This window comes from Chitinophaga sp. ARDCPP14, from assembly GCF_051362515.1.
GTDB lineage: Bacteria > Bacteroidota > Bacteroidia > Chitinophagales > Chitinophagaceae > Chitinophaga.
Genome location: NZ_JBKIXB010000004.1, coordinates 267,448 through 292,488, shown reverse-complemented (window position 1 = coordinate 292,488; position 25,041 = coordinate 267,448). Strand labels below are relative to the sequence as shown.

General features: G+C 47.0%; 19 protein-coding genes. 11 read left to right on the top strand and 8 right to left on the bottom strand.

What is annotated here, in order from left to right; all coding sequences use genetic code 11:
- Nucleotides 1–21: 21 nt before the first annotated feature.
- The 5 genes from ACLHR0_RS13610 to ACLHR0_RS13590 all read right to left on the bottom strand — a co-directional run bounded on the left by ACLHR0_RS13610 (nucleotide 22) and on the right by ACLHR0_RS13590 (nucleotide 4,949).
- The gene (locus tag ACLHR0_RS13610) at nucleotides 22–1,914 is read right to left on the bottom strand and encodes a CocE/NonD family hydrolase (protein WP_436487266.1); all 1,893 of its coding nucleotides are present in this window, start codon (nucleotides 1,912–1,914) and stop codon (nucleotides 22–24) included.
- 79 nt (nucleotides 1,915–1,993) lie between these two features.
- Nucleotides 1,994–2,344 carry an MmcQ/YjbR family DNA-binding protein gene (locus tag ACLHR0_RS13605; RefSeq protein ID WP_429050877.1) on the bottom strand — a complete coding sequence of 117 codons (351 nt, stop codon included), beginning with the start codon at nucleotides 2,342–2,344 and terminating at the stop codon, nucleotides 1,994–1,996.
- Between the two features lie 47 nt (nucleotides 2,345–2,391).
- On the bottom strand, nucleotides 2,392–3,294 hold the full coding sequence (locus tag ACLHR0_RS13600) for a hypothetical protein (RefSeq protein ID WP_436487264.1): 903 nt from the start codon (nucleotides 3,292–3,294) through the stop codon (nucleotides 2,392–2,394).
- 16 nt (nucleotides 3,295–3,310) lie between these two features.
- Nucleotides 3,311–4,234: a hypothetical protein gene (locus ACLHR0_RS13595; protein WP_436487262.1), complete on the bottom strand. Its 924-nt coding sequence runs from the start codon at nucleotides 4,232–4,234 to the stop codon at nucleotides 3,311–3,313.
- A 202-nt stretch (nucleotides 4,235–4,436) separates the two neighbouring features.
- Nucleotides 4,437–4,949, bottom strand: coding sequence for a hypothetical protein (locus ACLHR0_RS13590; RefSeq protein ID WP_370912384.1), 513 nt, complete (start codon nucleotides 4,947–4,949; stop codon nucleotides 4,437–4,439).
- A 315-nt stretch (nucleotides 4,950–5,264) separates the two neighbouring features.
- Between ACLHR0_RS13590 and ACLHR0_RS13585 the strand changes: the two genes are divergently transcribed.
- Nucleotides 5,265–6,515 (top strand): ectonucleotide pyrophosphatase/phosphodiesterase, encoded by a 1,251-nt coding sequence (locus ACLHR0_RS13585; protein ID WP_429050871.1) that lies wholly within the window; start codon nucleotides 5,265–5,267, stop codon nucleotides 6,513–6,515.
- Nucleotides 6,516–6,594: 79 nt separating this feature from the next.
- Here ACLHR0_RS13585 and gcvP read toward each other — a convergent pair whose 3' ends face one another.
- Nucleotides 6,595–9,462 (bottom strand): aminomethyl-transferring glycine dehydrogenase, encoded by a 2,868-nt coding sequence (gene gcvP / locus ACLHR0_RS13580; protein WP_436487259.1) that lies wholly within the window; start codon nucleotides 9,460–9,462, stop codon nucleotides 6,595–6,597.
- Nucleotides 9,463–9,626: 164 nt separating this feature from the next.
- On the opposite strand from gcvP, the gene ACLHR0_RS13575 reads away from it, so the two are divergent.
- Nucleotides 9,627–10,121, top strand: coding sequence for a YkgJ family cysteine cluster protein (locus ACLHR0_RS13575; RefSeq protein ID WP_079470457.1), 495 nt, complete (start codon nucleotides 9,627–9,629; stop codon nucleotides 10,119–10,121).
- A 47-nt stretch (nucleotides 10,122–10,168) separates the two neighbouring features.
- Here ACLHR0_RS13575 and ACLHR0_RS13570 read toward each other — a convergent pair whose 3' ends face one another.
- Nucleotides 10,169–11,425, bottom strand: coding sequence for an MFS transporter (locus tag ACLHR0_RS13570; protein WP_429050867.1), 1,257 nt, complete (start codon nucleotides 11,423–11,425; stop codon nucleotides 10,169–10,171).
- A 142-nt stretch (nucleotides 11,426–11,567) separates the two neighbouring features.
- Between ACLHR0_RS13570 and ACLHR0_RS13565 the strand changes: the two genes are divergently transcribed.
- Both ACLHR0_RS13565 and ACLHR0_RS13560 read left to right on the top strand, forming a co-directional pair.
- A complete protein-coding gene (locus ACLHR0_RS13565) occupies nucleotides 11,568–12,797 on the top strand; it encodes a PQQ-dependent sugar dehydrogenase (RefSeq protein ID WP_429050865.1) in 1,230 nt (409 codons plus the stop codon).
- Between the two features lie 300 nt (nucleotides 12,798–13,097).
- Nucleotides 13,098–15,218, top strand: coding sequence for a carboxy terminal-processing peptidase (locus ACLHR0_RS13560; protein WP_429050864.1), 2,121 nt, complete (start codon nucleotides 13,098–13,100; stop codon nucleotides 15,216–15,218).
- A 250-nt stretch (nucleotides 15,219–15,468) separates the two neighbouring features.
- Here the strand turns inward: ACLHR0_RS13560 and ACLHR0_RS13555 are convergent, their stop codons facing one another.
- Nucleotides 15,469–17,085, bottom strand: coding sequence for a S41 family peptidase (locus tag ACLHR0_RS13555; RefSeq protein WP_436487256.1), 1,617 nt, complete (start codon nucleotides 17,083–17,085; stop codon nucleotides 15,469–15,471).
- A gap of 216 nt (nucleotides 17,086–17,301) precedes the next feature.
- Between ACLHR0_RS13555 and ACLHR0_RS13550 the strand changes: the two genes are divergently transcribed.
- The 7 genes from ACLHR0_RS13550 to ACLHR0_RS13520 all read left to right on the top strand — a co-directional run bounded on the left by ACLHR0_RS13550 (nucleotide 17,302) and on the right by ACLHR0_RS13520 (nucleotide 24,999).
- Nucleotides 17,302–18,150, top strand: a complete 849-nt coding sequence (locus ACLHR0_RS13550) for a BadF/BadG/BcrA/BcrD ATPase family protein (protein WP_370912392.1) — start codon at nucleotides 17,302–17,304, stop codon at nucleotides 18,148–18,150.
- A gap of 19 nt (nucleotides 18,151–18,169) precedes the next feature.
- The gene (murQ, locus tag ACLHR0_RS13545) at nucleotides 18,170–18,988 is read left to right on the top strand and encodes an N-acetylmuramic acid 6-phosphate etherase (protein ID WP_370912393.1); all 819 of its coding nucleotides are present in this window, start codon (nucleotides 18,170–18,172) and stop codon (nucleotides 18,986–18,988) included.
- A 30-nt stretch (nucleotides 18,989–19,018) separates the two neighbouring features.
- On the top strand, nucleotides 19,019–19,582 hold the full coding sequence (locus tag ACLHR0_RS13540) for a hypothetical protein (protein ID WP_370912394.1): 564 nt from the start codon (nucleotides 19,019–19,021) through the stop codon (nucleotides 19,580–19,582).
- Between the two features lie 187 nt (nucleotides 19,583–19,769).
- Complete coding sequence (locus ACLHR0_RS13535; protein ID WP_436487253.1) at nucleotides 19,770–20,453, top strand: succinate dehydrogenase cytochrome b subunit; 684 nt, start codon at nucleotides 19,770–19,772, stop codon at nucleotides 20,451–20,453.
- Nucleotides 20,454–20,472: 19 nt separating this feature from the next.
- Nucleotides 20,473–22,446, top strand: a complete 1,974-nt coding sequence (locus ACLHR0_RS13530) for a fumarate reductase/succinate dehydrogenase flavoprotein subunit (RefSeq protein WP_370912396.1) — start codon at nucleotides 20,473–20,475, stop codon at nucleotides 22,444–22,446.
- 63 nt (nucleotides 22,447–22,509) lie between these two features.
- Nucleotides 22,510–23,274 (top strand): succinate dehydrogenase/fumarate reductase iron-sulfur subunit, encoded by a 765-nt coding sequence (locus tag ACLHR0_RS13525; protein ID WP_370912397.1) that lies wholly within the window; start codon nucleotides 22,510–22,512, stop codon nucleotides 23,272–23,274.
- A gap of 339 nt (nucleotides 23,275–23,613) precedes the next feature.
- Nucleotides 23,614–24,999 (top strand): Gfo/Idh/MocA family protein, encoded by a 1,386-nt coding sequence (locus ACLHR0_RS13520; protein WP_429050856.1) that lies wholly within the window; start codon nucleotides 23,614–23,616, stop codon nucleotides 24,997–24,999.
- Nucleotides 25,000–25,041 lie beyond the last annotated feature (42 nt).

Sequence of the window (25,041 nt, the reverse complement as noted above, 5' to 3'; positions counted from 1 at the left end):
CGGCATCATCCCGGCAATTGATTATTTCACTACCGGCAGCACCACATTGGATGGATGCTGTGCATCGTGATAGATGCGGATAGTAGCCTTTTTAAAATCTTTATCTGTGGCCTTGTAAATATCCATGAACTGCTGCGGGTTCCGGTCTGTCAGCGGAAACCAGCTGCTTTGTACCTGGATCATAATGCGGTGTCCTTTCTGGAAGGTATGGGCTACATCCGGCATCGTGAATTTCACTTCAGCAGGTTGATTGGGAACAAATGCTTCCGGCTTTTCAAAGCTATTGCGGAATTTACCACGCATGATCTCTCCACGTACCAGCATCTGGTAGCCGCCCATCGGGTAAGTGGCAGAAGGCACCCGGCGATGTTCGGTAGGCGCGTCTTCTTCATATTTGAAATCGTCGGGGAATACGTCAATCACTTTTACAATGAAATCGGCATCTGTAGTGCTGGTGCTGGCAATCAGGTCTGCCACTACCGGGCCGGCCAGGGTAATATCTTTATCCAGTACTTCACTTTCAAATACAGCCACATCTGGTCTGCGGGCGGCAAAGCGCTGGTCGTCGGTCATGTAGTTAATGGTACGTCCAAAATGCACATCTTCTGTATATGGAACAGGTTTGGCCGGATCGCTTACATATTCGCTGAAACTATTAGCAGCAGCGGGCTTGGTAAAAGAGAGCTTGCCATCTTCCTGCAAATAAACCGGTGCATCTTCCATGTTAGCCGGAGGCCATTTAGGGAGTTGTTTCCATTTGTTTTCGCCGGTGAAGAAAATAGTGGCTTCTGCGATATCAGGTGCAGCGCCTTTGCCTTTGAGGTAATAGTTGAAAAAAGGAATTTCAACGTTTTGCGCATAGTATTCGGCGGTGTTACTGCCAAAGCGCACATTACCGAGGTGGGTACCATCATTGGATGCCCATTGTCCGTGGTACCACGGACCCATTACAATACGGTTGTTGGTAGCCGGACTTTTGGTTTCAATTGCTTTATAGGTATTCCACGCGCCGAAGCAATCTTCCGCATCAAACACGCCCCCAACAATCAGCATGGCAGGTTTTACATTTTGCAGGAAGTTGCGCACGTTGCGGGCTTTCCACCAGCTGTCATAAGTAGGATGTGCATACATTTCATGCCAGAAGGTTACGCTGTCGCCGATGATTTTGGCGAAGTTGGGCAACGCGCCGGTTTCCAGGTAGTATTTGTAATTGTCGTGCGTATAGTAGTCGATACCTTTTGGTCCTTCCGTAGTGGGTTTGGGATGCGGATGGTCAAACACGGTATAAAAAGAAAAGGCATCTGCAATAAAGAAAGCACCGTTGTGATGAAAATCATCTCCCAAAAACCAATCCGTAACAGGCGCCTGCGGACTCACGGCTTTCAGGGCCGGGTGACCACTCAGCGCGCCCATTGTTGAGTAGAAGCCAGGATAGGAAATACCGAATATCCCAACATTACCATTGTTGCCACCGAGGTTTTTTACGAGCCAATCGATCGTATCATAAGTATCACTGGCTTCATCAATATCCTTCTTCCCTTTTTTAGCGGGATTGAAAGGTCTTACATTTACAAATTTACCTTCACTCATCCAGGTGCCTCTTACATCCTGTATGACCATGATGTAGCCTTCTTTCAGGTATTCCTTGTAATGATTTTTATACAACGGACGGAAGACATTTTCGCCATAAGGCGCGCAGGAATAGGGGGTGCGGGTCATCAGGATGGGATGCTTCTCCGATTGATCTTTTGGCAGGTAAATAGAGGTAAACAATTTAATACCGTCCCTCATGGTGATGTATACTTCCTTTTTTGTGTAGTGCTCATACATCCAGAGTGAATCCTGGTTAACGGCCTTACATGCCACCGGAATTACAAACAGCGCGGCACAGGCCAGCAGCAGCCATTTTCTCATAAACAGTTTATTTTAGATTTAGATTTCGGGCTAATGTAATAAAAAAACGGGGGATGATTGCCAGGTATATGGGGAACGGTTATTGGCCCAGTTTCTCTCTTTCTTTCTTTGGCAAACTCGCCACTACTAAGTTGTACGAGTTCCGGATCCATTCCAGCAGCAATTTATTGGGGATACCGGAATGTACATCCACAGTATTCCAGTGTTTCTTATTCATGTGATAGCCGGGGATCACGCCTTCATAGCGCTCCCGTAGTTCAACGGCTTCTTCCGGGTCGCACTTGAGATTAATGGATTCAAAATTTGAAAGGCCGCTGAGTGCAAATACTTTTCCGCAAACTTTATATACCAGGGTTTCATCTCCAAAAGGAAACTCTTCTGTAACGCCGGGTAATGAAAGGCAATATTCCTGAAATTGTGCAAGGTTCATGAGTAACAATTATATCTGGTTACAAAAGTCAGGAAAATTTCCGGAAATTATGGGAGAAGGATATAATGATACTGCCAATGGGTGGTACTATTGGTAACACCATTGTTTAGAGTCACCTCTGTAGTGTATATGATATGGTTGTCGTGGTCATCATGGGTATCCTGAAAGAGATGGATAATTTCAGTCTGGCCACCAGGATACGTTATTTTTTTTACATTGGTGCGGCCGGCAAATAAAGGATGCTCCGGCGTCATTATAAACCGCAGATAAGGATATCGTTTGCCAAGGGCATAGAAAAAGTTGGGTGTATCATCGTATTCATACTGAAATATACCTGTGTGGTACAGATTGATTTTTTCTCCGCCAGGCAGTGTGGGGGAAACATAATAATTGTAAGCTTTGCGTGTCAGGTTGTTGAGCTGATCGCCAGAATAATTACAGGTAGTGATGACTATGAGTTGACTCAGATAATCGGTTTTCTTCTCCGTTGTCAATGTATCCGTGAGTTCAATCATTCTGCCGTTGTCATCAAATGCAAATCGCATGGCATCCGGTATCGTGTCCGGGGTTCCGGAGGATAGCCGATACAGGTTTCCTGTTATCTTAAATTCTTTTTCGAGTGATTGTACCTCATTTTTTTCTATCAGCTTAAAACCGGTTCCGTCTTTTTGGTAAAGGAGTGTTCCTATTAGCTTTCCGTTGGTATCGGTTTTAAATTCCAGACGGATATTATTTACTTCAGTGGTGGGGTCAAAATGATGCCAGGTGGTCAGTTGTTTGTTGTTATAGTCCAGCCGCTCATAAAGAACATTATCTTTATAAATGAACGTCAACAGGCGGGTAACTTCTAAGGGCGCCGGTCCGGTCGCTTCTTTAGGCCGATCTTTTTTTCTGCATCCGGCAGTACTAAGTATCGCAAGCACAAAGGCCAGTTGAGTAATGTATTTCATGGGTATAATCGGGTTCTTACTCTGCTTTAATCACTTTATAAGTGTAATCAATTGTTTTATTGATGCCTGCAATGCTTTGCGTTTGTGGATAATGCGTGGTATCATACATTTTATAGGTTACCGGGCATATCTTCGAAGGTATATCATCTGCTTCATACGTAAAAGCACCTGCCAGGTGTTCACTCAAGAGGTAAGGGTAATATTCGTTGGAAGGATAAGGAAATTTATCACCACCAATGGCGCGGAACAACAGCGGATTTTTTGATACCTGTGGAAACAAGGGGTTCTCAAATGGAAGATACGCCAGGTCAAATTTGTTCATGAGTAAAATGGGTTGCCCGTTATATACATGGTACCAGTTCCAATCAAGGAACTGTGTGACATCTTTCCCGTTATATTGATATTGTTTGAATAACACCGCCACCCCTACACCAGTAAGAAAGGTATCTTTAGTACCTTCGAGGGTGAGCAGTTTTTGATTGTTTATATGTAAATAACCAAGCGTATCGTATCCGGAAATTTCATTACCGAGTTCCCTGTAAAAGGTGGTGTAAACAATAAACCTGTCTGTTGTCCACGCTACAGAGTCCTTCTGGCTAAGACTTTTGATGGTATTATCATTTTCGGTGTAATATCTGGCCATTGATACATAACCTTCCTGGTTGTACTGGTAGGCCACATAATTTTGCCAGATCCTGTATGATGTATTATAGTCCCATCTTTCTGTAACCTGGTGGTGATCGTTATAAACGAGGCTGTCTTTCGGTACGTTATTCACACGGATGGAGGTAACGAGGTAAATGTCTTTTGGTGGTTCCGGCCGGGGTGGGGGAGTAACACTATTATCCTTTTTGCATTGGCAGGCGGGCGCTATGATGAATAGCAACAGCGCAGTACAATACAGTAGGATTTTTATTGGATGTAGCAAAAGTAAACGCATTAACAACCTGGTTAAAAATACTGTTTTATAGATAGTTTCCCGGAGAAAAACAACATCAAATTATCAAGCGCATCCCCCACGGGTACAGGGTTTATGATACAAACGCTTTTACCGGCTAAATGTTACATTTTGCAAATAATACAGCCCTGCACGTCAGCTGTTAAGCTCACGCACAGGGCCGGCATTTCAAAACGGTGGTAAATTATTTCTTGTTGATACTGATAATTACGCGGGAATAACGGGCATAGGTGATTTCCACTTCCTGCCCGGCCCTGTACCCTTCCAATGCCCCACGCATCCAGTAAAACAGGCGTTTCTTTTTATTCTCCAGCAGGATCATAATATTGGTTTGCGTATCATTGTTTTCCAGGTATACCGCTTCCATCGGCGCCTGTAAAGTGCCTTTCTGCAAGGCCGACAAATCCTTTTTAATAGCCCAGTAGCGTATATCCGTTACTTTTATCAACGCAAATATCAACGCTATCACAAAGCATAACAGCCATACCCAGAACCAAAGGTTTTTGAACGACAGGAGCGAATCATCCGCATCACCCAGGTTGTTGTGGGTGTACAAATAAATTTGCGGTATCACTGCAGCAATCAATAATAGCCCAAAACCGATAAGGGTGAATTTTGTTAACTGTTGCTTGTTCCTCTTCAGCGCATCCTGTAATAAAAAATGTTCCTCAGTTGTAATAAAGGTGTAATCAGACATAGTTGTTAGATGGTTTTTCAGTAGGCTAATATATAGATAAACAATTAATTAATTAAAATTATATATATAATTTTTTATTTAGTGATTATCATTTTGCTGATATATAGCTGTTTTGAGAAAATATGTGTTAAAATATTATTACATGTTTATGGAGATTTTAATAGTTGTGGTAACTCACAACTGTCCTTTTTTAACGGATATATAATTGCTGATCCCGTTTTGAATGGAAATAGTTTTCTAATTTGCCCCGCATTATAACCCATCATCTGTTATTCTTCCCCAATTATTACTATGCAATCATAAACATCGTAAATAGTGAAAAGGATTTTTTTATTAGCCGCCATCCTGTTATCGATCAGCTTTGCCGGCTATGCCCAGGATACTGCCCAACTGGTGGTGGAAGGAAGGAAGAACAGCGCAACACAGCAATCGAGGCCCTATGTGATCATGATTTCTATTGATGGCTTCCGGTATGATTACGCCGAAAAATACAACGCACAAAACCTGCTGCGCCTTTCAGGAGCGGGCGTTCGCGCTACCGCCATGCAGCCGGCATTTCCATCACTTACTTTTCCCAATCATTATTCCCTGGCCACCGGGCTTTACCCGGCTCATCACGGCCTGGTGGATAATCTTTTTTACGACCGTAAACGGGATGCCGTTTATAAAGTAGGCAACCGCGATGCCGTGGAGGATGGTACCTGGTACAATGGCGTGCCATTATGGGTGCTGGCAGAGAAACAGGAAATGCTCAGCGCCAGCTATTTCTGGGTTGGATCAGAAAGCGCCATTCAAAATATACGTCCTACTTACTATTTTAAGTATCAGGAAAAAACAGGTATCGATCAGCGCATCCAAACAGTAGTAAACTGGCTCCGCCTGCCGGAAGACCAACGGCCGCACTTCATTACCTTCTACTTCCCCGAAGTGGATCACATGGGGCATTCCTGGGGACCGGACGCCGACAGCCTACGCAGCGCCGTACAATTCGTGGATGCCGCCATCGGTAAAATGGTGACAGCTGTAGCACAGCTGAACCTGCCGGTAAATTTTATCGTGGTATCCGATCACGGCATGATGCAGGCAGACACCACTCACACCATCACCCTGCCAGATGTACCCGCTCTGCAACCCCTGAAAAGTATGCCAGGGAACGAAAAGGTAATGCTATACGGTAAAACCGATGAGGAAATCAAAACCGCTTACGATTATCTCAAACAACACGAAAATCATTATACCGCTTACCTGAAAAAGGAAACACCGGAAAGATGGCACTATGGCCAGGAAGATATTTACAACCGTATTGGTGATATTGTCCTGCTGGCAGAAGCCAACTATATATTTACACCGGCAAAAGAAGCACATCCCGGTCATCATGGTTATGATAATAACCTCACCAACATGAACGCTATATTCATGGCCTGGGGCCCGGCCTTTAAACCCCATACCCGTATTGCCACTTTTGAAAACGTACATGTGTACCCGTTAGTAGCAAGAATACTTGGCCTGGATATTACACAGCCTATCGACGGGCGCCTGGAAGTACTGGAGCCTGTCTTACAATAACTGTTATATATCTGCATAAAAAAGAGAAGGGGACAGACGCCATGTCTATCCCCTTCTCTTTTAATATTAAACCAACAGCTTATACTGCTGCTTCCTCATAGGCACTTGCAGGTTCGCAGGTACAGATCAGGTTCCTGTCGCCGAATGTATTGTTGATACGGCTTACAGAAGGCCAGAATTTATTTGCCTTAACATATTCCAGTGGGAATGCTGCCTGCTGGCGGCTGTATGGACGGGTCCATTCATCAGCAGTGATCACCTGTTGGGTATGCGGTGCATTTTTCAGTACGTTGTTTTGTTTATCGCTCTGACCCTGTTCTACCGCACGGATCTCTTCACGGATAGCCAGCATTGCATCGCAGAAACGATCCAGCTCACCTTTATCCTCACTTTCGGTAGGCTCAATCATGATCGTACCCGGAACCGGGAAGCTCATGGTAGGAGCGTGGAAACCGTAATCCATCAGGCGTTTGGCCACATCTTCCGCTTCAATACCGGCAGCTGCTTTAAACGGACGGAGATCTACAATGAATTCATGCGCACAGGTGCCGTTAACACCGGTATACAGGATGTCGTATGCTTTTTCCAGTCGTGCTTTCATGTAATTGGCATTCAGGATCGCAAATTCAGACGCCAGTTTAACGCCTTTAAATCCAAGCATGCGGATGTAAGCGTAAGAGATCAGCAGGATGCTGGCAGAACCAAACGGCGCTGCAGATACTGCGTTGGATGGTTTGCCGTCGTTCAGCGTAACGTGTCCTGGCAGGAATGGCGCCAGGTGTTTGGCTACGCAGATAGGGCCCATGCCGGGACCGCCGCCACCGTGAGGGATAGCGAAAGTTTTGTGCAGGTTCAGGTGACAAACGTCTGCGCCAATCAGTCCGGGTGCGGTTAAACCTACCTGGGCATTCATATTGGCGCCATCCATATACACCTGTCCGCCGTGTTCATGTATAGTTGCGCAGATATCTTTCACACTTTCTTCATATACGCCATAGGTAGATGGATAAGTGATCATGATACCGGCGAGGTCTTTACTGTTTGCCGCTGCTTTTGCTTTCAGATCGTCCACATCGATGTAGCCGTTTTCCAGCGCTTTTACAATGACTACCTTGTAGCCCGCCATTACTGCAGATGCAGGGTTGGTGCCGTGTGCGCTGATCGGGATCAGCATTACATTACGGTGGCCTTCACCTCTGCTCTTCTGGTATTCGCGGATCACCAGCAGGCCGGCGTATTCGCCCTGTGCACCACTGTTGGGTTGCAGGCTGCATGCGTCAAAGCCGGTAATTTTGCTGAGGTATTCTCCCAGTTCGTCCGCCATCTGTAAATAGCCGCCTACCTGGTTTTTAGGGGCAAACGGATGCATTTTGCTCCAGTGTGCCCAGCTCAGAGGAATCATCTCGGTAGCTGCATTCAGCTTCATCGTGCAGGAACCCAGGGAGATCATGGAAGTGTTCAGGGAAAGATCCTTGTTTTCCAGCATCTTCAGGTAACGCATCATCAGTGATTCGCTGTGATAGCTGTTAAATACCGGGTATTGCAGGTAGGGAGAGGTACGTTGCAGATCAGCAGGAACACCGGTGGTACCGTTGGAAACGGTTGCTGCATCTGTAGTACCTGCGCCAAATACGTGCAGGATATCATTTACATCAGCAATGGTAGTGGTTTCGTCGAGAGAGATACCTACATTGCCATTGGCGAAATAACGGAAGTTAATGCCCAATGCTTCTGCAGCATCTTTAACATCAGCGGCCGCGCCTTCCACTACAATAGTGTCGAAGAAGCTGTCTGACGCCAGTTTCAGCCCTTTCGTCTTCAGCTTACCGGCCAGTGTATTGGCCAGCAGCGAAATGCGGGTGGCAATATTTTTCAGTCCCTCCGGTCCATGATATACGGCATACATAGCGGCCATATTGGCCAGCAAAGCTTGTGCAGTACAGATATTGGAAGTTGCTTTTTCACGTTTGATGTGCTGTTCACGGGTTTGCAGTGCCATACGCAGCGCACGGCCGCCGTTGGCATCAATGCTCACGCCAATGATACGACCCGGGATAGAACGTTTAAAGTCGTCTTTTACCGCAAAGAAAGCAGCGTGCGGACCACCAAAGCCTAATGGAACACCAAAGCGCTGTGCAGAACCAAAGGCCGCATCAGCGCCCATGTCGCCGGGAGAAGTAAGCAGGGTTAGTGCCAGCAGGTCTGTTGCCACACCTACAAATGCACCCACGGCATGTACCTGGTCAATGAAACTACGGTAGTCGGCCGCAGCACCCACGTTGTCGGGATACTGGATCAACGCACCAAAGTATAATTCGTCGAAGGAAGCAGTTTTGTAATCGCCTACTACCACTTCAATCTGAAGCGGGGTAGCACGGGTATAAATTACATCCAGCGTTTGCGGGTATACGTTGTTATCTACAAAAAATTTAGGCCTGGTTACATGGTCATGATCCTTGTTCAGCGCATTGAAGAACATCGTCATGGCTTCTGCCGCTGCAGTGGCTTCATCCAGCAGGGAAGCGTTGGCAATTGGCAGCCCTGTCAGGTCACATACCATCGTCTGGTAGTTCAGCAGGCTTTCCAGGCGGCCCTGGGAAATTTCTGCCTGGTAGGGAGTATACTGGGTATACCATCCTGGATTCTCAAATACATTACGCAGGATAACACTCGGCGTAATCGTATCAAAATAACCCTGGCCAATGTAATTGCGGTAAACTTTGTTTTTCAGCGATATGTCCTTCAGATGACGGAGATAATCGCTTTCACCCATCGCTGCAGGAATAGCCAGTGGCTGTTGCATACGGATGGCGCCCGGAACGGTTTTGCTGATCAGCTGGTCCAGGTTGGAGGCCCCGATGGTTTCCAGCATCTGGTTGGTCTCTCTTTCATTCGGCCCTATGTGACGGTGCACGAATTCATTTTGTTGAATATCAAAAAGATTCATGATGTAAGCAGGTAATTTGAAATAGAATGCGCAAAGCTATGCAGATTTTAAGCAACGGCCAAACAATCAATACTGGCGGGGGAAAACAGTGATAAATGATACTTCAGGGATGGGCGTATATGTCATAATTTTGTCCACAGACTAATTACCTATCTTTGCACCAAATGAGCAAAATATTAGAAGACTGGGAACAGAAGGCCCAGGACAAGCAAAAAGCGAATAAACAGTTTCTCGCAAAACTGCAAACCCGCCGTGGAAAAGGAGTAGAGAAACTTTTACCGGACCTGCATGAGGAAGCATTCAGTAAAATTGACTGCCTCCAGTGCGGTAACTGCTGCAAAACCATCAGCCCCCGCTTCAAAGGACCCGATATCAGGCGCATCTCCAAACACCTGGGCATGAAGGAAGGCGATTTCATTGAAACCTACCTGCGGCTGGATAAGGATGAGGACTATGTGGTGAAGTTCACACCGTGCCCTTTCCTGGGCGCCGACAACTACTGCGGCATCTATGATGTACGTCCCGGCGATTGCGCCAACTATCCCTACACAGATAGTTACGACTTCTTTAAACGCCCGAAGATCACTTACGAAAACAGCACCGTTTGCCCGGCCGTTTATTATGTACTGGAAAAGTTAAAGGAAAAGATGGATTTATAAAGATAAGTGCCGGAAGCGGTTGGTGCTTCACAGCGCTGACCGCCCCACTACGGCTTCAGATCCAGCTTACGCATAGCCGGTGAAATAATATAAGTGGTGATCACCACACCCAATGTAACACACCCTCCAAATACCACCGACGGCACCAGTCCCATTGCCCTGGCCATAAAGCCGCTTTCGAACGCCCCCAGCTCATTGGAAGAACCTACAAACATCGAACTTACCGATGCCACCCGGCCACGCATGTCGTCCGGCGTTTTTAACTGCAAAATCGTTTGCCGTATGATCACGCTGATACCATCCAGCGCACCGCTGATCAGCAGCGCAAACATCGACAGGTAAAAGCTCGTGGAAAGACCAAACAATATAATGGTTAAACCAAAGCCGAATACCGCCGCCAGCAGCTTAATACCCGGTTTGTTCACCAATGGCCGGTGCGCAAGTATAAACATGGTTACTAATGCGCCCACCGCAGGAGCAGAACGCAGCAACCCATATCCCAGGGAACCCACATGCAGCACATCCGTGGCAAATGCCGGTAACATCGCTACCGCGCCGCCAAATAATACTGCAAACATATCAAGTGCCATCGCATTTAAAACTACTTTGGTTTTCCATACAAACCGCATCCCTTCAGTAAGACCGGTCACAAAACTCTCACCCTTCGGTTTATAATAAACCGGCTTGGGCTTTATCTTCAGCAAGCTGTATAAAGGAGCCAGGAAAACGAATACCACCATCAACATCGACCAGTGCACGCCGAACCAGTGAATGAAAAGCCCGCCCAGCGCAGGCCCCAGTACACCGCCTATCTGCCAGGCGGAACTGCTCCAGGTAGAGGCATTGGCATACAACTCACGCGGTACCAGCAACGACATCAGGGTAAAGTTGGAAGGACTGGTATAGGCCCGCACAATGCCGCCCAGGAAAACCAGCAGGTAAATGAGGTTCAGCACCCAGTGCTTTGAAACACCGGCTACGGCACGGTCCCAGGTTAAGAGGAATAATCCCGAGCTGATAAACAAATAAGCAATCACACAATTGAGCAGCATGCCCCGCTTCTCCCGTTTGTCCACCATATGACCGGCAAACGGCGCCAGCAACACGGCTGGAATTACTTCTGCCAAACCTATCAATCCCAGTGAGAAGGGATCTTTTGAAATTTCATATACTTTCCATTCTATAATGGCAAACTGCATAGCCAGCGCAAATACAAGCGCAAAGCGGATTACCAGGTAATAATTGAATTCCGGAAAGCGTAGCGAAGCGTATGGGTCGTTCTTTTTCGGTGCCGTAGTGTCCAACCTGATGAGTTTTTTGCGAAGGTACAAAAATCACAAACGGCGACAGCAGAATATCGGACAATCCGCTTTCACCGCCCACCACAATCACTTCTTCTTTTCCCATTTCTGGTTTATATTTATTCTGCATTAATACCGCAGTTCTATGGAAATACATACCCTCATTTTCCGGGCTTTATTGCCGGCGATATTCATACAGTTTGCCTGTGCCGGCAACAATTCCAACGATGATGGCCCGGAGCCTCCGGCTAATGCGCCCCGGAAAGCGAAGCTGCAGCTGGTAACAGACCAGTTCATATCTCCGGTAAATATGGCCGTGCCAGGGGATGGTACCGGCAGGTTATTTTTCTGTCAGAAAGAAGGGAAAGTATGGATCGTGCAGCAAAATAAACTCCTTCCCACCCCTTTCCTGGATGTAAGCAGCGATATGATCTCCGTAAATCCCGGGTATGATGAACGCGGCCTGCTGGGAATGGCCTTTCATCCCGATTTTAAATCGAACCATAAATTTTATGTGTATTACAGCTCGCCCACCAAAAAGTCCGGCTTCGACCACACCAGCCGCCTGGTAGAGTTTACCACTACAGCAGCAAATCCCAACCTGGCCAACCCGGCTTCCAAAAGGATCGTGCTGGAAGTGGATGAACCGGAATCCAATCATAACGGCGGCCAGCTGCAGTTTGGTCCCGATGGCTACCTGTATATAGGACTCGGCGATGGCGGTGGTGGCGGCGACAAACACGGTACTATCGGTAATGGTCAGAACCTCAATACTTTACTGGGTAAAATATTAAGAATAAATGTCAATGGAACACCCTATTCCATCCCGCCGGATAATCCTTTCGTTAACCGGCCCGACACCCGGCCTGAAATATGGGCCTACGGCCTTCGGAATCCCTGGCGCTTTTCTTTCGATAAAACCACCAGGATGCTCTTTGCGGGCGACGTTGGACAGAATAAGTATGAAGAAGTAGACATCATCACCAAGGGCGGTAACTACGGCTGGCGCATCCTGGAAGGCAACCACGATTATAATGTGCCTGCCGGTGCTGATAAGTCGGCATTGATTGCACCTATCCACGAATACAGCCACGATGTGGGGATAAGTATCACCGGCGGCTATGTATATCGCGGAAGCGCCATCCCGGCACTGAAAGGATTATATGTTTTCGGCGATTATAACGGGAAAACCTTTGTACTCAGGCCCAACGGGCAAAAATGGGACAGCGCTCCCCTGGAACTCACCGGCCGCCCTGCCGATAACCTCCAGATCCTCAGCTGGGGAGAGGATGAACAGGGCGAACTTTATATGCTTGCCAGCACTTCCGGCAGCAGTGGCTTTAAAGGAGCCGTGTATAAGCTGGTAAAAGAATAATTATTTCAACATTCCAGCCACCTTAATCGTTTACACTAGGTCCACCCTTCATAGGAGGATACTCCCAGGATACTCCCCGTATACTTAGGGTATACTCCCGTCATGGAACCGTATAAAAGGACCGGCAACAACACCCTTACAGGTACTGTAGCGAGCGGGAAAAGCAACGCTTTTCAGCCATGTATCTCGCCTGGTGCCCGTTTGGCCCAATTTTTTGTTAAAAGGAAATAAATTGCACGACCGACGGGTGATTTTATTTTATATTTGATTTGACAACGTTTAAGTTCAATTGAGATACATATGAGACTGAAAGTGATTATACCGGTTGTGCTGCTTAGCATCTCCGCAGGCGTGTTGGCTTTTAATAAGCTCGGACATAATGACGATCCTCCCGGTCGTTACGAGGTGATCATGAACCTGGTAGGGCAGATGCTGAAAGAAGGGCATTATCAACCTAAAGCAATAGATGATAAATTCTCCACCGAAGTTTTTAATAAATACCTGCGTAGCCTGGATACGGAAAAGAAATTTTTCCTGAAAACAGATGTGGATAAGCTCATGCCGCTCGCCGTTCATATTGATGATGAACTGAAAGGCGCACCGATCGACTGTTTCCGCAGCATCAACACCCTGATCAAACAACGGGTGGCTGAAGCAGCAGCGATCTATCCTGAAATCCTGTCCAAACCTTTTGATTTCACCGTAGATGAAAAGGTAACACTGGATCCGGATAAAGTGGATTTCCCTGCAGACGAAAATGCCCGTAAAGAAGCCTGGCGCAAAGTACTGAAATATCGTACGCTGGAAAAACTGACGGACCTCCAGGAAATGAGGGAAAAAGATAAAGGAAAGGACAGTATTAAAACCAAAACCGATGTGGAACTGGAAGCAGAAGCCCGCGTAAAGGTAAAACAACTGTACGACCGCTATTTTGAACGTCTGAAAAACAGGCAGAACGATAATGATCGCTTTAATCTCTACGTAAATGCGATCACCACTACCATGGATCCGCATACCGACTACTTCCCGCCGGATGAAAAACGCGCGTTCGAAGAACAGATGGCCGGTAAATTCTTTGGTATCGGTGCACAGCTGAAAGAAGAAGGCGACAAAATCCGCGTAATCAGCATCGTTACCGGAAGTCCAAGCTGGAAACAGGGACAACTGAAAGCCAACGATGTAATCCAGAAAGTAGCACAGGGAAATACCGAACCAGTGGATATTACAGGTTACCCCGTAGAAGATGCGGTGAAACTGATCCGTGGTAAAAAAGGTACCCCCGTTAAACTGACCGTGAGAAGCGTAGATGGTACCACCAAAGAAATAACCATCATCCGTGATGAAATTGTTACCGAAGAAACATTCGCCAAATCAGCGATCATCAACGGACAACATAAAATAGGCTATATCTACCTGCCGGAATTCTACGCCGACTTCAACGACCGTAACGGCGCCCGCAGCGCGGAAGACGTTGCCAAAGAAGTAGCTAAACTGAAAGCAGAAAACGTAGAAGGTATCATCCTCGATCTCCGCTTCAACGGCGGTGGCTCCCTCCAGGATGTAGTGCAAATGGCCGGCCTGTTTATTCCGGAAGGCCCCGTGGTACAGGTACGTTCCCGTGGTGGCGACGCTGTAGTGCTGCGCGACCGCGATAAGAATGTACAATACGAAGGACCACTAGCCATCATGGTGAATGAATACAGCGCCTCCGCCTCCGAAATTATGGCCGCAGCCATGCAGGATTACAAACGTGCCGTTATTATCGGCAGCACCCAAACATTCGGTAAAGGTACCGTACAGCGTCTCTTCAACCTGGATGATTTCTACCCTGTAAAAGACGGTGGCAGCCTCGGCGCCCTGAAACTTACCCAGCAGAAATTCTACCGTGCCGATGGCGGCTCTACCCAGCTGAAAGGTGTGGCTTCCGATATTGTACTGCCGGATCCATACTACGAAATAGCTGAACGCAAAGACTCTGACGCACTGGCATGGGATGAAATTCCCCGCGCAAGCTTCACCGCATGGTATAACCCGGTAAATGCAGAATCACTGAAAAAGAACAGCGAAAAAAGAATGGCCACCAGCCCAGCCTTTAAACTGCTCAATGAAAACCTGAACACTTTAAAGAAGCTGGAAAAACAGGAAACCTATTCCCTGAACCTGCAGACTTACAAAACAGAACAAAAAACAAACACCGCTGCACTCAAGAAATATGATGCAGTAAACGATAAAGTAAAAGAACTCAATATCGTAAACATCAAATCCGACATGGAGAAATTTGGCAGCGACTCTTCCAAGATAGCCCGTAACAAGGACTGGATCAGGATCAGAACCAAAGACATCTATCTCGATGAAGCCGTGAACGTAATGAACGACCTGATTGTTCAGTCATTGCCTAAGATGCAGCGTAAGAACCAGTAGAAGATCGCCTTCGGCGATGCGGAGTTTGTCTTTCTCAGGATTACGCTGATTATACTGATTACTAAGATTTGATCATATTTGATTTTTAAAAGATTAAGGGAGATAAAAGTGAGTATTCACTTCTATCTCCCTTAATTATTTATAAAAAAATCTAAATAAAAATCTAAAAAAATCCAAGGAATAAAAATCCAGAGAATCAGTATAATCAGCGTAATCCTGAGAAAGACAAACTCCGCATCGCCGAAGGCGATTAGTCAGAGGCGCCTTTTTCCTTGCCCACTACTTCGAGGGCTTTCTTTACCATAGGGTCTTCGGCGTTAATGGCTTCGTAGAAACCCTCTGTTCTGTACAGTTGGCGGGCCAGCATGGCTTTGAGCCTTGTACGGATTTCTGTTTCGTCACGGGCAGTAAGATGATCCAGGCCAGGTACGCTGTCTTTTTGGGCGTACGCTTTAAAGTCGCTGATCAGTTCTGGCGTGGTCTGGAAATTTTTGGTGAAAGCTTCTGCATTCTTATAGGACTTGAAGGTTTCCCGGTGCGTGGTATAATATTGATACGCAAAGTTACTGAACGTATTACGGGTATAAATGGCTGTTAAAGTAGGTGTAAAGCGGGAGGTATCAAACGGAATGAAAATATCCGGTGTAATACCGCCACCGCCGTAAACCGGGCGGCCTGCTGCTGTTTTATAAAGCACAGTATCTATTATTTTGATACTGTCTTTGTTTACCATTTCGCCATGGTGGTAACGTTCAATGATGTCATCATCATAATCATCATGTCCTTTTCCATAGGGTTTCTGAATACTTCTGCCGGAAGGAATGTAGTAGCGGGCTACGGTAAGACGGAGTGCGCCTCCGTTGTCCAGGTCATATTGTTCCTGTACCAGGCCTTTACCAAAGGTGCGGCGGCCAATAACGGTGCCACGGTCCCAGTCCTGTATGGCGCCTGCAAGAATTTCGCTGGCGGATGCAGAGCCTTCATCAGTAAGTACCGCGAGGGCGCCTCTTTCAAAAAGGCCCGGCCGTTTCGTTTTATAATCCGTACGCGGGAAATCTTTGCCCTTCGTGTATACAATCAGCTTCTGGTCGTCGATAAGTTCATCGGCTATGCGGGTGGCTGCATCCAGGTAGCCGCCGGGGTTCTGCCTGAGGTCAATGACCAGTTTCTCCATGCCTTGTTTTTCCAGCTGACGGATAGCTTTCATAAACTCATCGTAGGTGGTAGCGGAGAATTTACTGATCTTGATATAACCTACACCCGGAGCTGCCATGTAGCTGGCGTCTACACTATACAAAGGAATAACGCCTCTTTTGATGGGAATGGTAATCTTTTTATCCTGTCTCAACACAATGGTATTCACAGTAGAACCTGCGGGGCCTCTCAGCAGTTTGCGGATCTTTTCAGGAGTAATGCTGTTGCCGGCTACGAGGCTGTCGTTCACTTTCAGGATCTTATCGCCGGTTTGCACACCTGCAGTTTCAGACGGTCCGCCGCTCAGCACACTCACCACGTTCACTGTATCTGCCGTGATATTGAATTCTACCCCGATCCCTTCAAAGTTACCTTCCATATCTTCATTCACCCGCTGCAGTTCGGAAGGAGGTATATATATGGAGTGAGGGTCCAGGTGGGTTAATAATCCTTCTATCGCTTCCTGCTGTAAATCGTCTGTATTGAGTGAATCTACATATTTCGCTTTGATCAGGTCCATTACTTCCTGTAACGGGCCCCTGTTGGGTTTGGTAAAAAATACAGTCGCCCCTCCGTTGTTCGATCCAGGCATTTTATGTCCGAGGAACATTCCCAGGGCTAATACAACTGCAAAGAGAAGAGGTAAAAAAACATTCAACTTCCTGTTAGACATAATCAGATTATTATCCCGCTAATTTATATGACCAATCTTTATATCCATGTAGCAAAAGCACCTGGCGGAAAGCAATCTGCTGCATACATGTATCATCATCACCTAAACTTAAAGGGGCCATTTGTTTTTATGAACCCCTTTTGTTTAAATTGTGACAAAAATAGCATAAATCGGGTGCAAACTTTTAGGATTCTTAAATTTCATAAATAACCGGATATGGGTGCTGGAATAAAGTTAATAGCAGACAGCGGATCTACGAAGACGGAATGGGGCTTGCTGGGCGCGGCGGAACCGCTGGTATTGAAAACGCAGGGTGTGAGCCCGTATTTTCAATCTGCGGAACAGATCAAGGCCATCTTCGAAACGGAACTGGTTCCCCAGTTACCTGCCGGCCAACCGGTAACGGACGTATACTTTTATGGGACAGGCCTGTCGCAGCCCAAGAACCTGCAACTGGTATCCGATGCAATAAAGGCAGTATGGCCGGCGGCCGCATTTGATGTGCAGCACGACCTCATGGGCGCGGCCCGCGCACTTTGCGGCACGCAGGGAGGAGTGGTTAGCATTTTAGGCACCGGCTCCAATTCCTGTTACTATGATGGTAAAGAAGTGGTGAAAAATAATCCGGGCCTGGGCTTTATCCTGGGCGATGAAGGCAGTGGCGCCTACCTCGGGCGTAAGGTGCTTCAGTATTACCTCTATCATAGTTTTGATGACGACCTGCACGCCCGCTTCGAATATAAGTACCATACCAATAAAGATGAGATCCTGGAAAGCGTATACCGGAAGCCGTTAGCCAACCGTTACCTGGCAGGGTTTACAGAGTTCCTGTCGGAAAACCGCGAGCATTATATGATCCAGAACATCCTGGAGGACGGGCTGAACGACTTCTTCTTTAATCATATTTATAAATACCGGGAAAGCTGGACTACGGCACTGCATTTTACCGGTGGCGTTGCCTGGCACTTCCGCGACATCATCAGCGAATTGTGTGAACTGTATGAATTGCCTATGGGCAAAGTGCTGCGCACGCCCATGGAAGGCTTGCTGGAATATCATCGTTAATCATTTTTAAGCATTCAATATGTCATTTGTAAAAGTAACGGAACAGGCCTCACACTATCGTCACCTTGAAAAGATGAGCGTGCAGGAACTGCTGACCAATATGAACAAAGAGGATCAGACCGTTCCGTTAGCCGTGGAAAAAGCCATCCCGCAAATAGAGAAACTGGTAACAGCCGTAGCCGATAAAATGCTGGCAGGTGGTCGCCTCTTTTATATGGGCGCTGGTACCAGCGGCCGTTTGGGCGTGGTAGATGCCTCTGAATGTCCGCCTACTTTTGGCGTGCCGCAAGGCCTGGTAGTAGGATTGATTGCCGGCGGCGATACGGCCATACGCAAAGCCGTGGAGTTTGCGGAAGACAGCCGCACGCAGGGCTGGGAAGATCTGCAGGCATACAATATCACCGGTAAAGATGTGGTAGTGGGCATCGCTGCCAGCGGTACCACGCCTTATGTAATAGGCGCGCTCAATGAATGCCGCAAGCACGGTATCGTTACAGGCAGCATCAGCTGTAACCCGGATACGCCGGTATCTGCGGCGGCCGACTTCCCCGTGGAGGTAGTGGTAGGACCGGAGTTTGTAACGGGCAGCACACGCCTGAAAAGCGGCACTGCGCAGAAACTGGTGCTGAACATGCTGTCTACAGCCGTAATGATCCAGCTCGGGAGAGTAGAAGATAATAAAATGGTGAACATGCAGCTCAGCAACGAAAAACTGGTAGACCGGGGCGTGAAAATGCTCATGGAACAATTATCGCTCACCGATTATGAACAGGCGCAACAACTGCTGTTAAAGGCCGGCAGCGTGAAAAAAGCGGTGGACGACTTCACCGGGAAATGATTTAAAAACCTTTGCACCCATAAACCAGGTATGCACAACATAGAGCCATATTATAACTGGCGGCATTTGTACACCGCCGAAGAAGATGAGTACTCTCCCTTTTATGGAAGGGAATACAGTGAGTTTGAATATTCCAATTCGGTGTATAACTATTATATACATCCACAGTGGGATGAATTTGGCTCACGCAACCTGTACATGAAAATCCTCTTCATCGATTACCAGTTTAACTTCGCTATCATAGAATTACTGGGAGAATGGAATGATGCCATTGATAACGACATCATGACCATGAAGCGTAACATCATCGATACCCTCATCGCCCAGGGCATCACAAAATATATTCTCATCACGGAAAATGTGATGAACTTCCATTCCTCCGATGATTGTTATTATGAAGAATGGTGGGAAGATATCCGCGATGAAGGCGGCTGGATCGTAAGCCTGAACATGCCGGTACAAACCCGTGAAGAGTTTGAAAGAGCCCGCCTGCACTACTATGTTCACCTGCTCGATGATGATAAATGGCGGACATATCAACCATTACACCTGTTCAATATGGTGGATAATATCATGTTAAAACGGCTGGAATAATATTAATTTTCATTACAAAATGAAAGATATTATGCGTGTTTGTATGATTATGAATACATAGTGCATATGAATAATAATATATGCGTATAAAAACCTGATAAATATCATTTGGTTTTTATTTTTCCTGCGTTAAATTTGCCCGACATTTCAAACATCTTTTTATACTAGGAAGCTTAGAATTTTACTTATGAAGTGGTCACAGTTTTTTAATACCTCTATCGGTAAGAAGTTATTGGTAGGTGCTACCGGCTTGTTTCTTTGCAGTTTTGTTATTGTACACCTGGCAGGTAATTTCCAGCTGTTGTACAACGACGAAGGCAAGGCCTTTAACGCATATGCTGCGTTTATGGGACACAACAGCCTGATTCAGTTTATTGCCTGGGGGCTGAAAATTGTGATACTGCTGCACGCCATCATTGCGCTCCAGCTCACGTTCAGCAACAGAGCAGCCCGTCCGGTGAAATATACCATCAACCCGGGTAATCAGACATCTTCCTGGTTCAGTCGTCAGATGGCCATTATGGGAAGTATCCTTTTAATCTTCATTGTTATCCACCTGGTTAATTTCTGGGGACAATTCCACTACGCGGAAATGCCCATCCGTACTTATGAAGGCAGCATTGAACCGTTGAAAGACCTGTACGCTTTATCTTATGAAACCTTTAAGAATGGCTGGCTGGTTGCATTGTACGTGATCGGGATGATCGGTTTGTCTTTCCACCTGATCCACGGCTTTAAAAGCGCCTGTCAGACCTTTGGTTTAAATCATAAAAAATACAACGGCTTACTCAGCTTCATTGGCATATGGTTGTTTGGTATCGCAATTCCTATCGGTTTTGCTATCATCCCCGTTGTAATCTATTTCAAATAATTCTGTAAAGTAAGGATATATGTTTGACGCAAAAATTCCTGCCGGACCATTAAATTCCAAATGGGAAGACTATAAAGGACACTGTAAACTGGTGAACCCTGCCAATAAGCGCAACCTGGAAGTGATTATCATTGGTACTGGTTTGGCCGGCGCTTCAGCAGCGGCTTCATTAGGAGAGTTGGGATATAAAGTAAAAGCATTCTGCTTTCAGGATAGTCCGCGCCGCGCACACAGTATTGCTGCCCAGGGTGGTATCAATGCGGCCAAAAATTATCAGAATGACGGTGACTCTGTTTTCCGCTTGTTCTACGACACAGTAAAAGGTGGTGACTACCGCGCCCGCGAAGCTAACGTACACCGTTTGGCAGAAGTGAGCGGTAATATTATAGATCAGTGCGTGGCACAGGGTGTTCCCTTTGCACGTGAATACGGTGGCCTGTTAAGTAACCGCTCTTTCGGTGGTACACAGGTACAGCGTACTTTTTATGCCGCCGGTCAAACCGGTCAGCAGCTGCTCCTCGGCGCCTACTCCGCACTGGAACGCCAGGTAGCACTCGGCAACGTGAAAATGTACAACCGCCACGAAATGCTCGACATCGTGAAAATCGATGGTAAAGCACGCGGTATCATTGCACGCGACCTGATCACCGGCGAACTGGAACGCCATTTCGGTCATGCCGTACTGATCTGCAGCGGTGGTTATGGCAACGTGTTCTACCTGTCTACCAACGCCATGGGCTCTAACGTAACCGCCGCCTGGAAAGCAACTAAAAACGGCGCTTACTTCGCTAACCCCTGCTTCACACAGATCCACCCTACCTGTATCCCGGTTTCCGGCGATCACCAGTCGAAACTGACCCTCATGTCAGAATCACTGCGTAATGATGGTCGTATCTGGGTGCCTAAAAAACAAAACGATACCCGCAAAGCCAGCGACATTCCTGAAGATGAAAGGGATTACTACCTGGAAAGAAGATATCCTGCATTCGGTAACCTCGTTCCCCGCGACGTGGCCTCCCGTGCAGCAAAAGAAAGATGCGATGCCGGTTATGGCGTAGGTACTTCCAAACAGGCAGTATACCTCGACTTTGCCGCAGCCATCGAACGTTATGGTAATATTGAAGTGGGTAAACGCCAGCTCTCCAATGTTTCCAAAGAAGAAGTGATTAAACTGGGTAAAGAAGTAGTAGCCGAGAAATATGGTAACCTGTTCGACATGTACGCCAAAATCACCGGTGAAAATCCTTACGAACTGCCTATGCGTATCTATCCTGCAGTACACTACACAATGGGTGGCCTCTGGGTGGATTATGAACTGGGTACCACCGTTCCGGGATTATATTCCCTGGGAGAAGCTAACTTCTCCGATCACGGCGCTAACCGCCTGGGTGCATCTGCACTGATGCAGGGCCTGGCCGACGGTTACTTCGTGATTCCTTACACAGTAGGTAACTACCTCGCAGATGAAATCCGCACAAAGGCAATCCCTACCGACCATCCCGCTTTCGTGGAAGCAGAAAATAAAGTAAGGGAAACCGTTAATAAGCTCATCAACATCAAAGGCACCAAATCAGTCGATTTCTTCCACAAGAAACTTGGTAAAATCATGTGGGACAAATGTGGTATGGCGCGTAATGAACAGGGCCTGAAAGAAGCGATCGAAGAAATCAAAGCGCTGCGTGCTGAGTTCTGGAGAGATGTGCGTGTTCCCGGTGAAGCCAATGAGTTCAACCCCGAACTGGAAAAAGCCGGTCGCGTGGCCGACTTCCTGGAACTGGGCGAATTAATGTGTATCGATGCACTGAACCGCCGCGAATCATGTGGTGGCCACTTCCGCGAAGAATCACAAACAGAGGAAGGAGAAGCCAAACGTGATGACGAAAACTTCAGCTACGTATCTGCATGGGAATACAAAGGCGATGGCCAGTATGAACTGCACAAAGAACCGCTGGAATTCGTTGAATGTAAACCAACACAGCGTAGCTACAAATAATGGTTATTGGTAAACCGTTTAACGGTTAGCCAGGATTATAAATCAAATAATTGTCCAAGGTATATGGAACATTATAACATGAACCTCACATTAAAAGTGTGGAGGCAGAAAAACAAAAACGATCAGGGTAGATTTGAAACTTTACAGGCAAAAAACATTTCTTCTGAAATGTCTTTCCTGGAAATGTTTGACGTAGTGAATGAAGAGCTGATCAATGAAGGCAAAGAACCAATAGCATTTGACCACGATTGCCGCGAAGGTATCTGCGGTATGTGCTCCATGCATATCAACGGCCGCGCACACGGTCCGTGGGATGGTACTACTACCTGCCAGCTGCACATGCGCGCTTTCAAAGATGGCGATACCATTACGGTTGAACCCTGGAGAGCAGGCGCATTCCCGGTAATTAAAGATCTGACGGTAGACAGATCAGCTTTCGACCGCATCATCGAAGCAGGTGGTTATATTTCCGTAAACACAGGTAACGCACAGGATGCGAACTGTTTACCGGTAGATAAAAATAAAGCCGACCTGGCTTTCGCAGCTGCTGCCTGTATCGGTTGTGGCGCCTGCGTAGCCGCCTGTAAGAACTCTTCCGCCATGCTGTTCGTATCAGCCAAAGTATCCCAGCTGGCATTGCTGCCACAGGGTCAGCCTGAAAGAACAACCCGCGCCCTCAACATGGTAGCGCAAATGGATAAGGAAGGCTTTGGTAGCTGTACCAACACCGGCGCCTGCGAAGCAGAATGCCCGAAGGAAATTTCCCTCACCAATATCGCCCGCCTCAACAGGGAGTTTATTGGAGCAGGATTTTCTTCTGAGAAATAAGCGCGCGCGGAGTTTGTCTTACTCAGGATTACGCTGATTAAGCTGATTACCTTGATTTTTTCTTTTAATATATTAAGGAGATAAGAATGGCTTGTTCATTCTTATCTCCTTTCTTTTTATCTCTCCTAAAAACTAAAAATCTTCCAAAAAAATCCAAAACCGCTATCATCTCCCCAAACTTTTTTAATCATTTACAAAATCCAAAAAAATAAAATCCCCCAAATCAGCGTAATCCTGAGAAAGACAACCTCCGCTCCCCCCGCTCATCCATCGAACTTTATCTTTCTAAATTTTTTTACTATCATGTGTTTTTTCCACGCAATGTAAAACAGAGAACATATGTCAGAACAATCACGCAGAAAGTTTATCAAACACATCGGCAGCACTGCCGCACTGCTCGGAATAGGCCAGCTGGCGGCCCTCGCAAATGAAAAGGAACATGTAGAAATCCTGCAGCCCGAAAAAAGGATCGCTCCCAGCGACAAAATCCGTATCGCATGTGTAGGAATGGGTATTATGGGATTCGGAGATGTGGAAACTGCTATCAAAGTGCCGGGAGTGGAATTTGTGGGCGCTGCCGACCTGTACACCGGTCACCTCGACAAAGTGAAGGAAGTGTTTGGCCCGCAGGTATATACTACCCGCGACTACCGCGAATTACTCAAACGAAAAGATATAGATGCCATTATTGTAGCTACACCCGATCACTGGCACGATACGATTGCCATCGCTGCAATGGAAGCCGGTAAAGCTGTGTATTGCGAAAAGCCGATGGTACAGCAGATAGAAGAAGGCCATAAAGTAATTGCCGCACAACAACGCACCAAAGCCGTTTTCCAGGTGGGTAGCCAGCGCGTTAGCAGCGTAGCGCTTGCGGAGGCGCGTAAACGTTACCAGGCGGGTGAAATTGGACGGCTGAACGTAGTGGAAGCCCGGATGGACCGCCACAGCGCACTCGGCGCCTGGCAATATTCCATCCCGCCGGATGCATCCCCTGCTACCGTGGATTTTGATACCTTCCTGAAAGATACCTCCAAGGTGCCCTTCGACCCGGTGCGCTTTTTCCGCTGGCGTAATTACCGCGCCTATGGAACCGGCATCCCCGGCGACCTGTTTGTACACCTGATTTCCGGCCTGCATTTTATTACCGGATCGCTTGGCCCCACATCTATTTATGCCAGTGGCAACCTGGTACAATGGAAAGATGGCCGCGATGTGCCGGATGTGGTAGTGGCCATTTTTGACTATCCCGAAACTAAAGAACATCCCGCGTTCCAGATGACACTCCGCGTGAATTTCGCCGACGGCAGCGGCGGTGGGGAATACACCCGTTTTATTGGCACCGAAGGTGTATTGGAACTGGGCTGGAACGACTTTAAAATCAAAAAACACAAGCTGCCCGAAGCGCCAGGCTACGGTGGCTGGGACACTTATAACACTTTCACCAAAGCACAACAGGCGCAATATGTGAAAGAATATAATGCCAAATACCCGGCAGATAAACGCAATGCCATCGAAACATCCAACTCCTACGCTCCCCCTAAAGGATACGACGACCGGCTGGAACATTTCACCAATTTCTTTGAATCCATGCGCTCCGGTAAACCCGTTGTGGAAGATGCCGTATTCGGTCTGCGCGCCGCAGGACCAGCCCTGGTTACAAATGAAAGTTACTTCAGCAAAAAACTGATCAACTGGGACCCGGTAAATATGAAAATAGTGTAGGGAGAATTCGTAATTTGTAATGCTTTTGAGTTAAAACCTTAC

Bases quoted from the DNA above. Each gene is read 5' to 3' on its own strand.
- ACLHR0_RS13520 (WP_429050856.1), top strand. From the start codon at position 23,614: ATGTCAGAACAATCACGCAGAAAGTTTATCAAACACATCGGCAGCACT.
- ACLHR0_RS13530 (WP_370912396.1), top strand. From the start codon at position 20,473: ATGTTTGACGCAAAAATTCCTGCCGGACCATTAAATTCCAAATGGGAA.
- ACLHR0_RS13605 (WP_429050877.1), bottom strand. From the start codon at position 2,344: ATGAACCTTGCACAATTTCAGGAATATTGCCTTTCATTACCCGGCGTT.
- ACLHR0_RS13550 (WP_370912392.1), top strand. From the start codon at position 17,302: ATGGGTGCTGGAATAAAGTTAATAGCAGACAGCGGATCTACGAAGACG.
- ACLHR0_RS13560 (WP_429050864.1), top strand. From the start codon at position 13,098: ATGAGACTGAAAGTGATTATACCGGTTGTGCTGCTTAGCATCTCCGCA.
- ACLHR0_RS13555 (WP_436487256.1), bottom strand. From the start codon at position 17,085: ATGTCTAACAGGAAGTTGAATGTTTTTTTACCTCTTCTCTTTGCAGTT.
- ACLHR0_RS13525 (WP_370912397.1), top strand. From the start codon at position 22,510: ATGGAACATTATAACATGAACCTCACATTAAAAGTGTGGAGGCAGAAA.
- ACLHR0_RS13565 (WP_429050865.1), top strand. From the start codon at position 11,568: ATGGAAATACATACCCTCATTTTCCGGGCTTTATTGCCGGCGATATTC.
- murQ (WP_370912393.1), top strand. From the start codon at position 18,170: ATGTCATTTGTAAAAGTAACGGAACAGGCCTCACACTATCGTCACCTT.
- ACLHR0_RS13540 (WP_370912394.1), top strand. From the start codon at position 19,019: ATGCACAACATAGAGCCATATTATAACTGGCGGCATTTGTACACCGCC.
- ACLHR0_RS13590 (WP_370912384.1), bottom strand. From the start codon at position 4,949: ATGTCTGATTACACCTTTATTACAACTGAGGAACATTTTTTATTACAG.
- ACLHR0_RS13600 (WP_436487264.1), bottom strand. From the start codon at position 3,294: ATGAAATACATTACTCAACTGGCCTTTGTGCTTGCGATACTTAGTACT.
- ACLHR0_RS13610 (WP_436487266.1), bottom strand. From the start codon at position 1,914: ATGAGAAAATGGCTGCTGCTGGCCTGTGCCGCGCTGTTTGTAATTCCG.
- ACLHR0_RS13595 (WP_436487262.1), bottom strand. From the start codon at position 4,234: ATGCGTTTACTTTTGCTACATCCAATAAAAATCCTACTGTATTGTACT.
- ACLHR0_RS13535 (WP_436487253.1), top strand. From the start codon at position 19,770: ATGAAGTGGTCACAGTTTTTTAATACCTCTATCGGTAAGAAGTTATTG.
- ACLHR0_RS13575 (WP_079470457.1), top strand. From the start codon at position 9,627: ATGAGCAAAATATTAGAAGACTGGGAACAGAAGGCCCAGGACAAGCAA.
- gcvP (WP_436487259.1), bottom strand. From the start codon at position 9,462: ATGAATCTTTTTGATATTCAACAAAATGAATTCGTGCACCGTCACATA.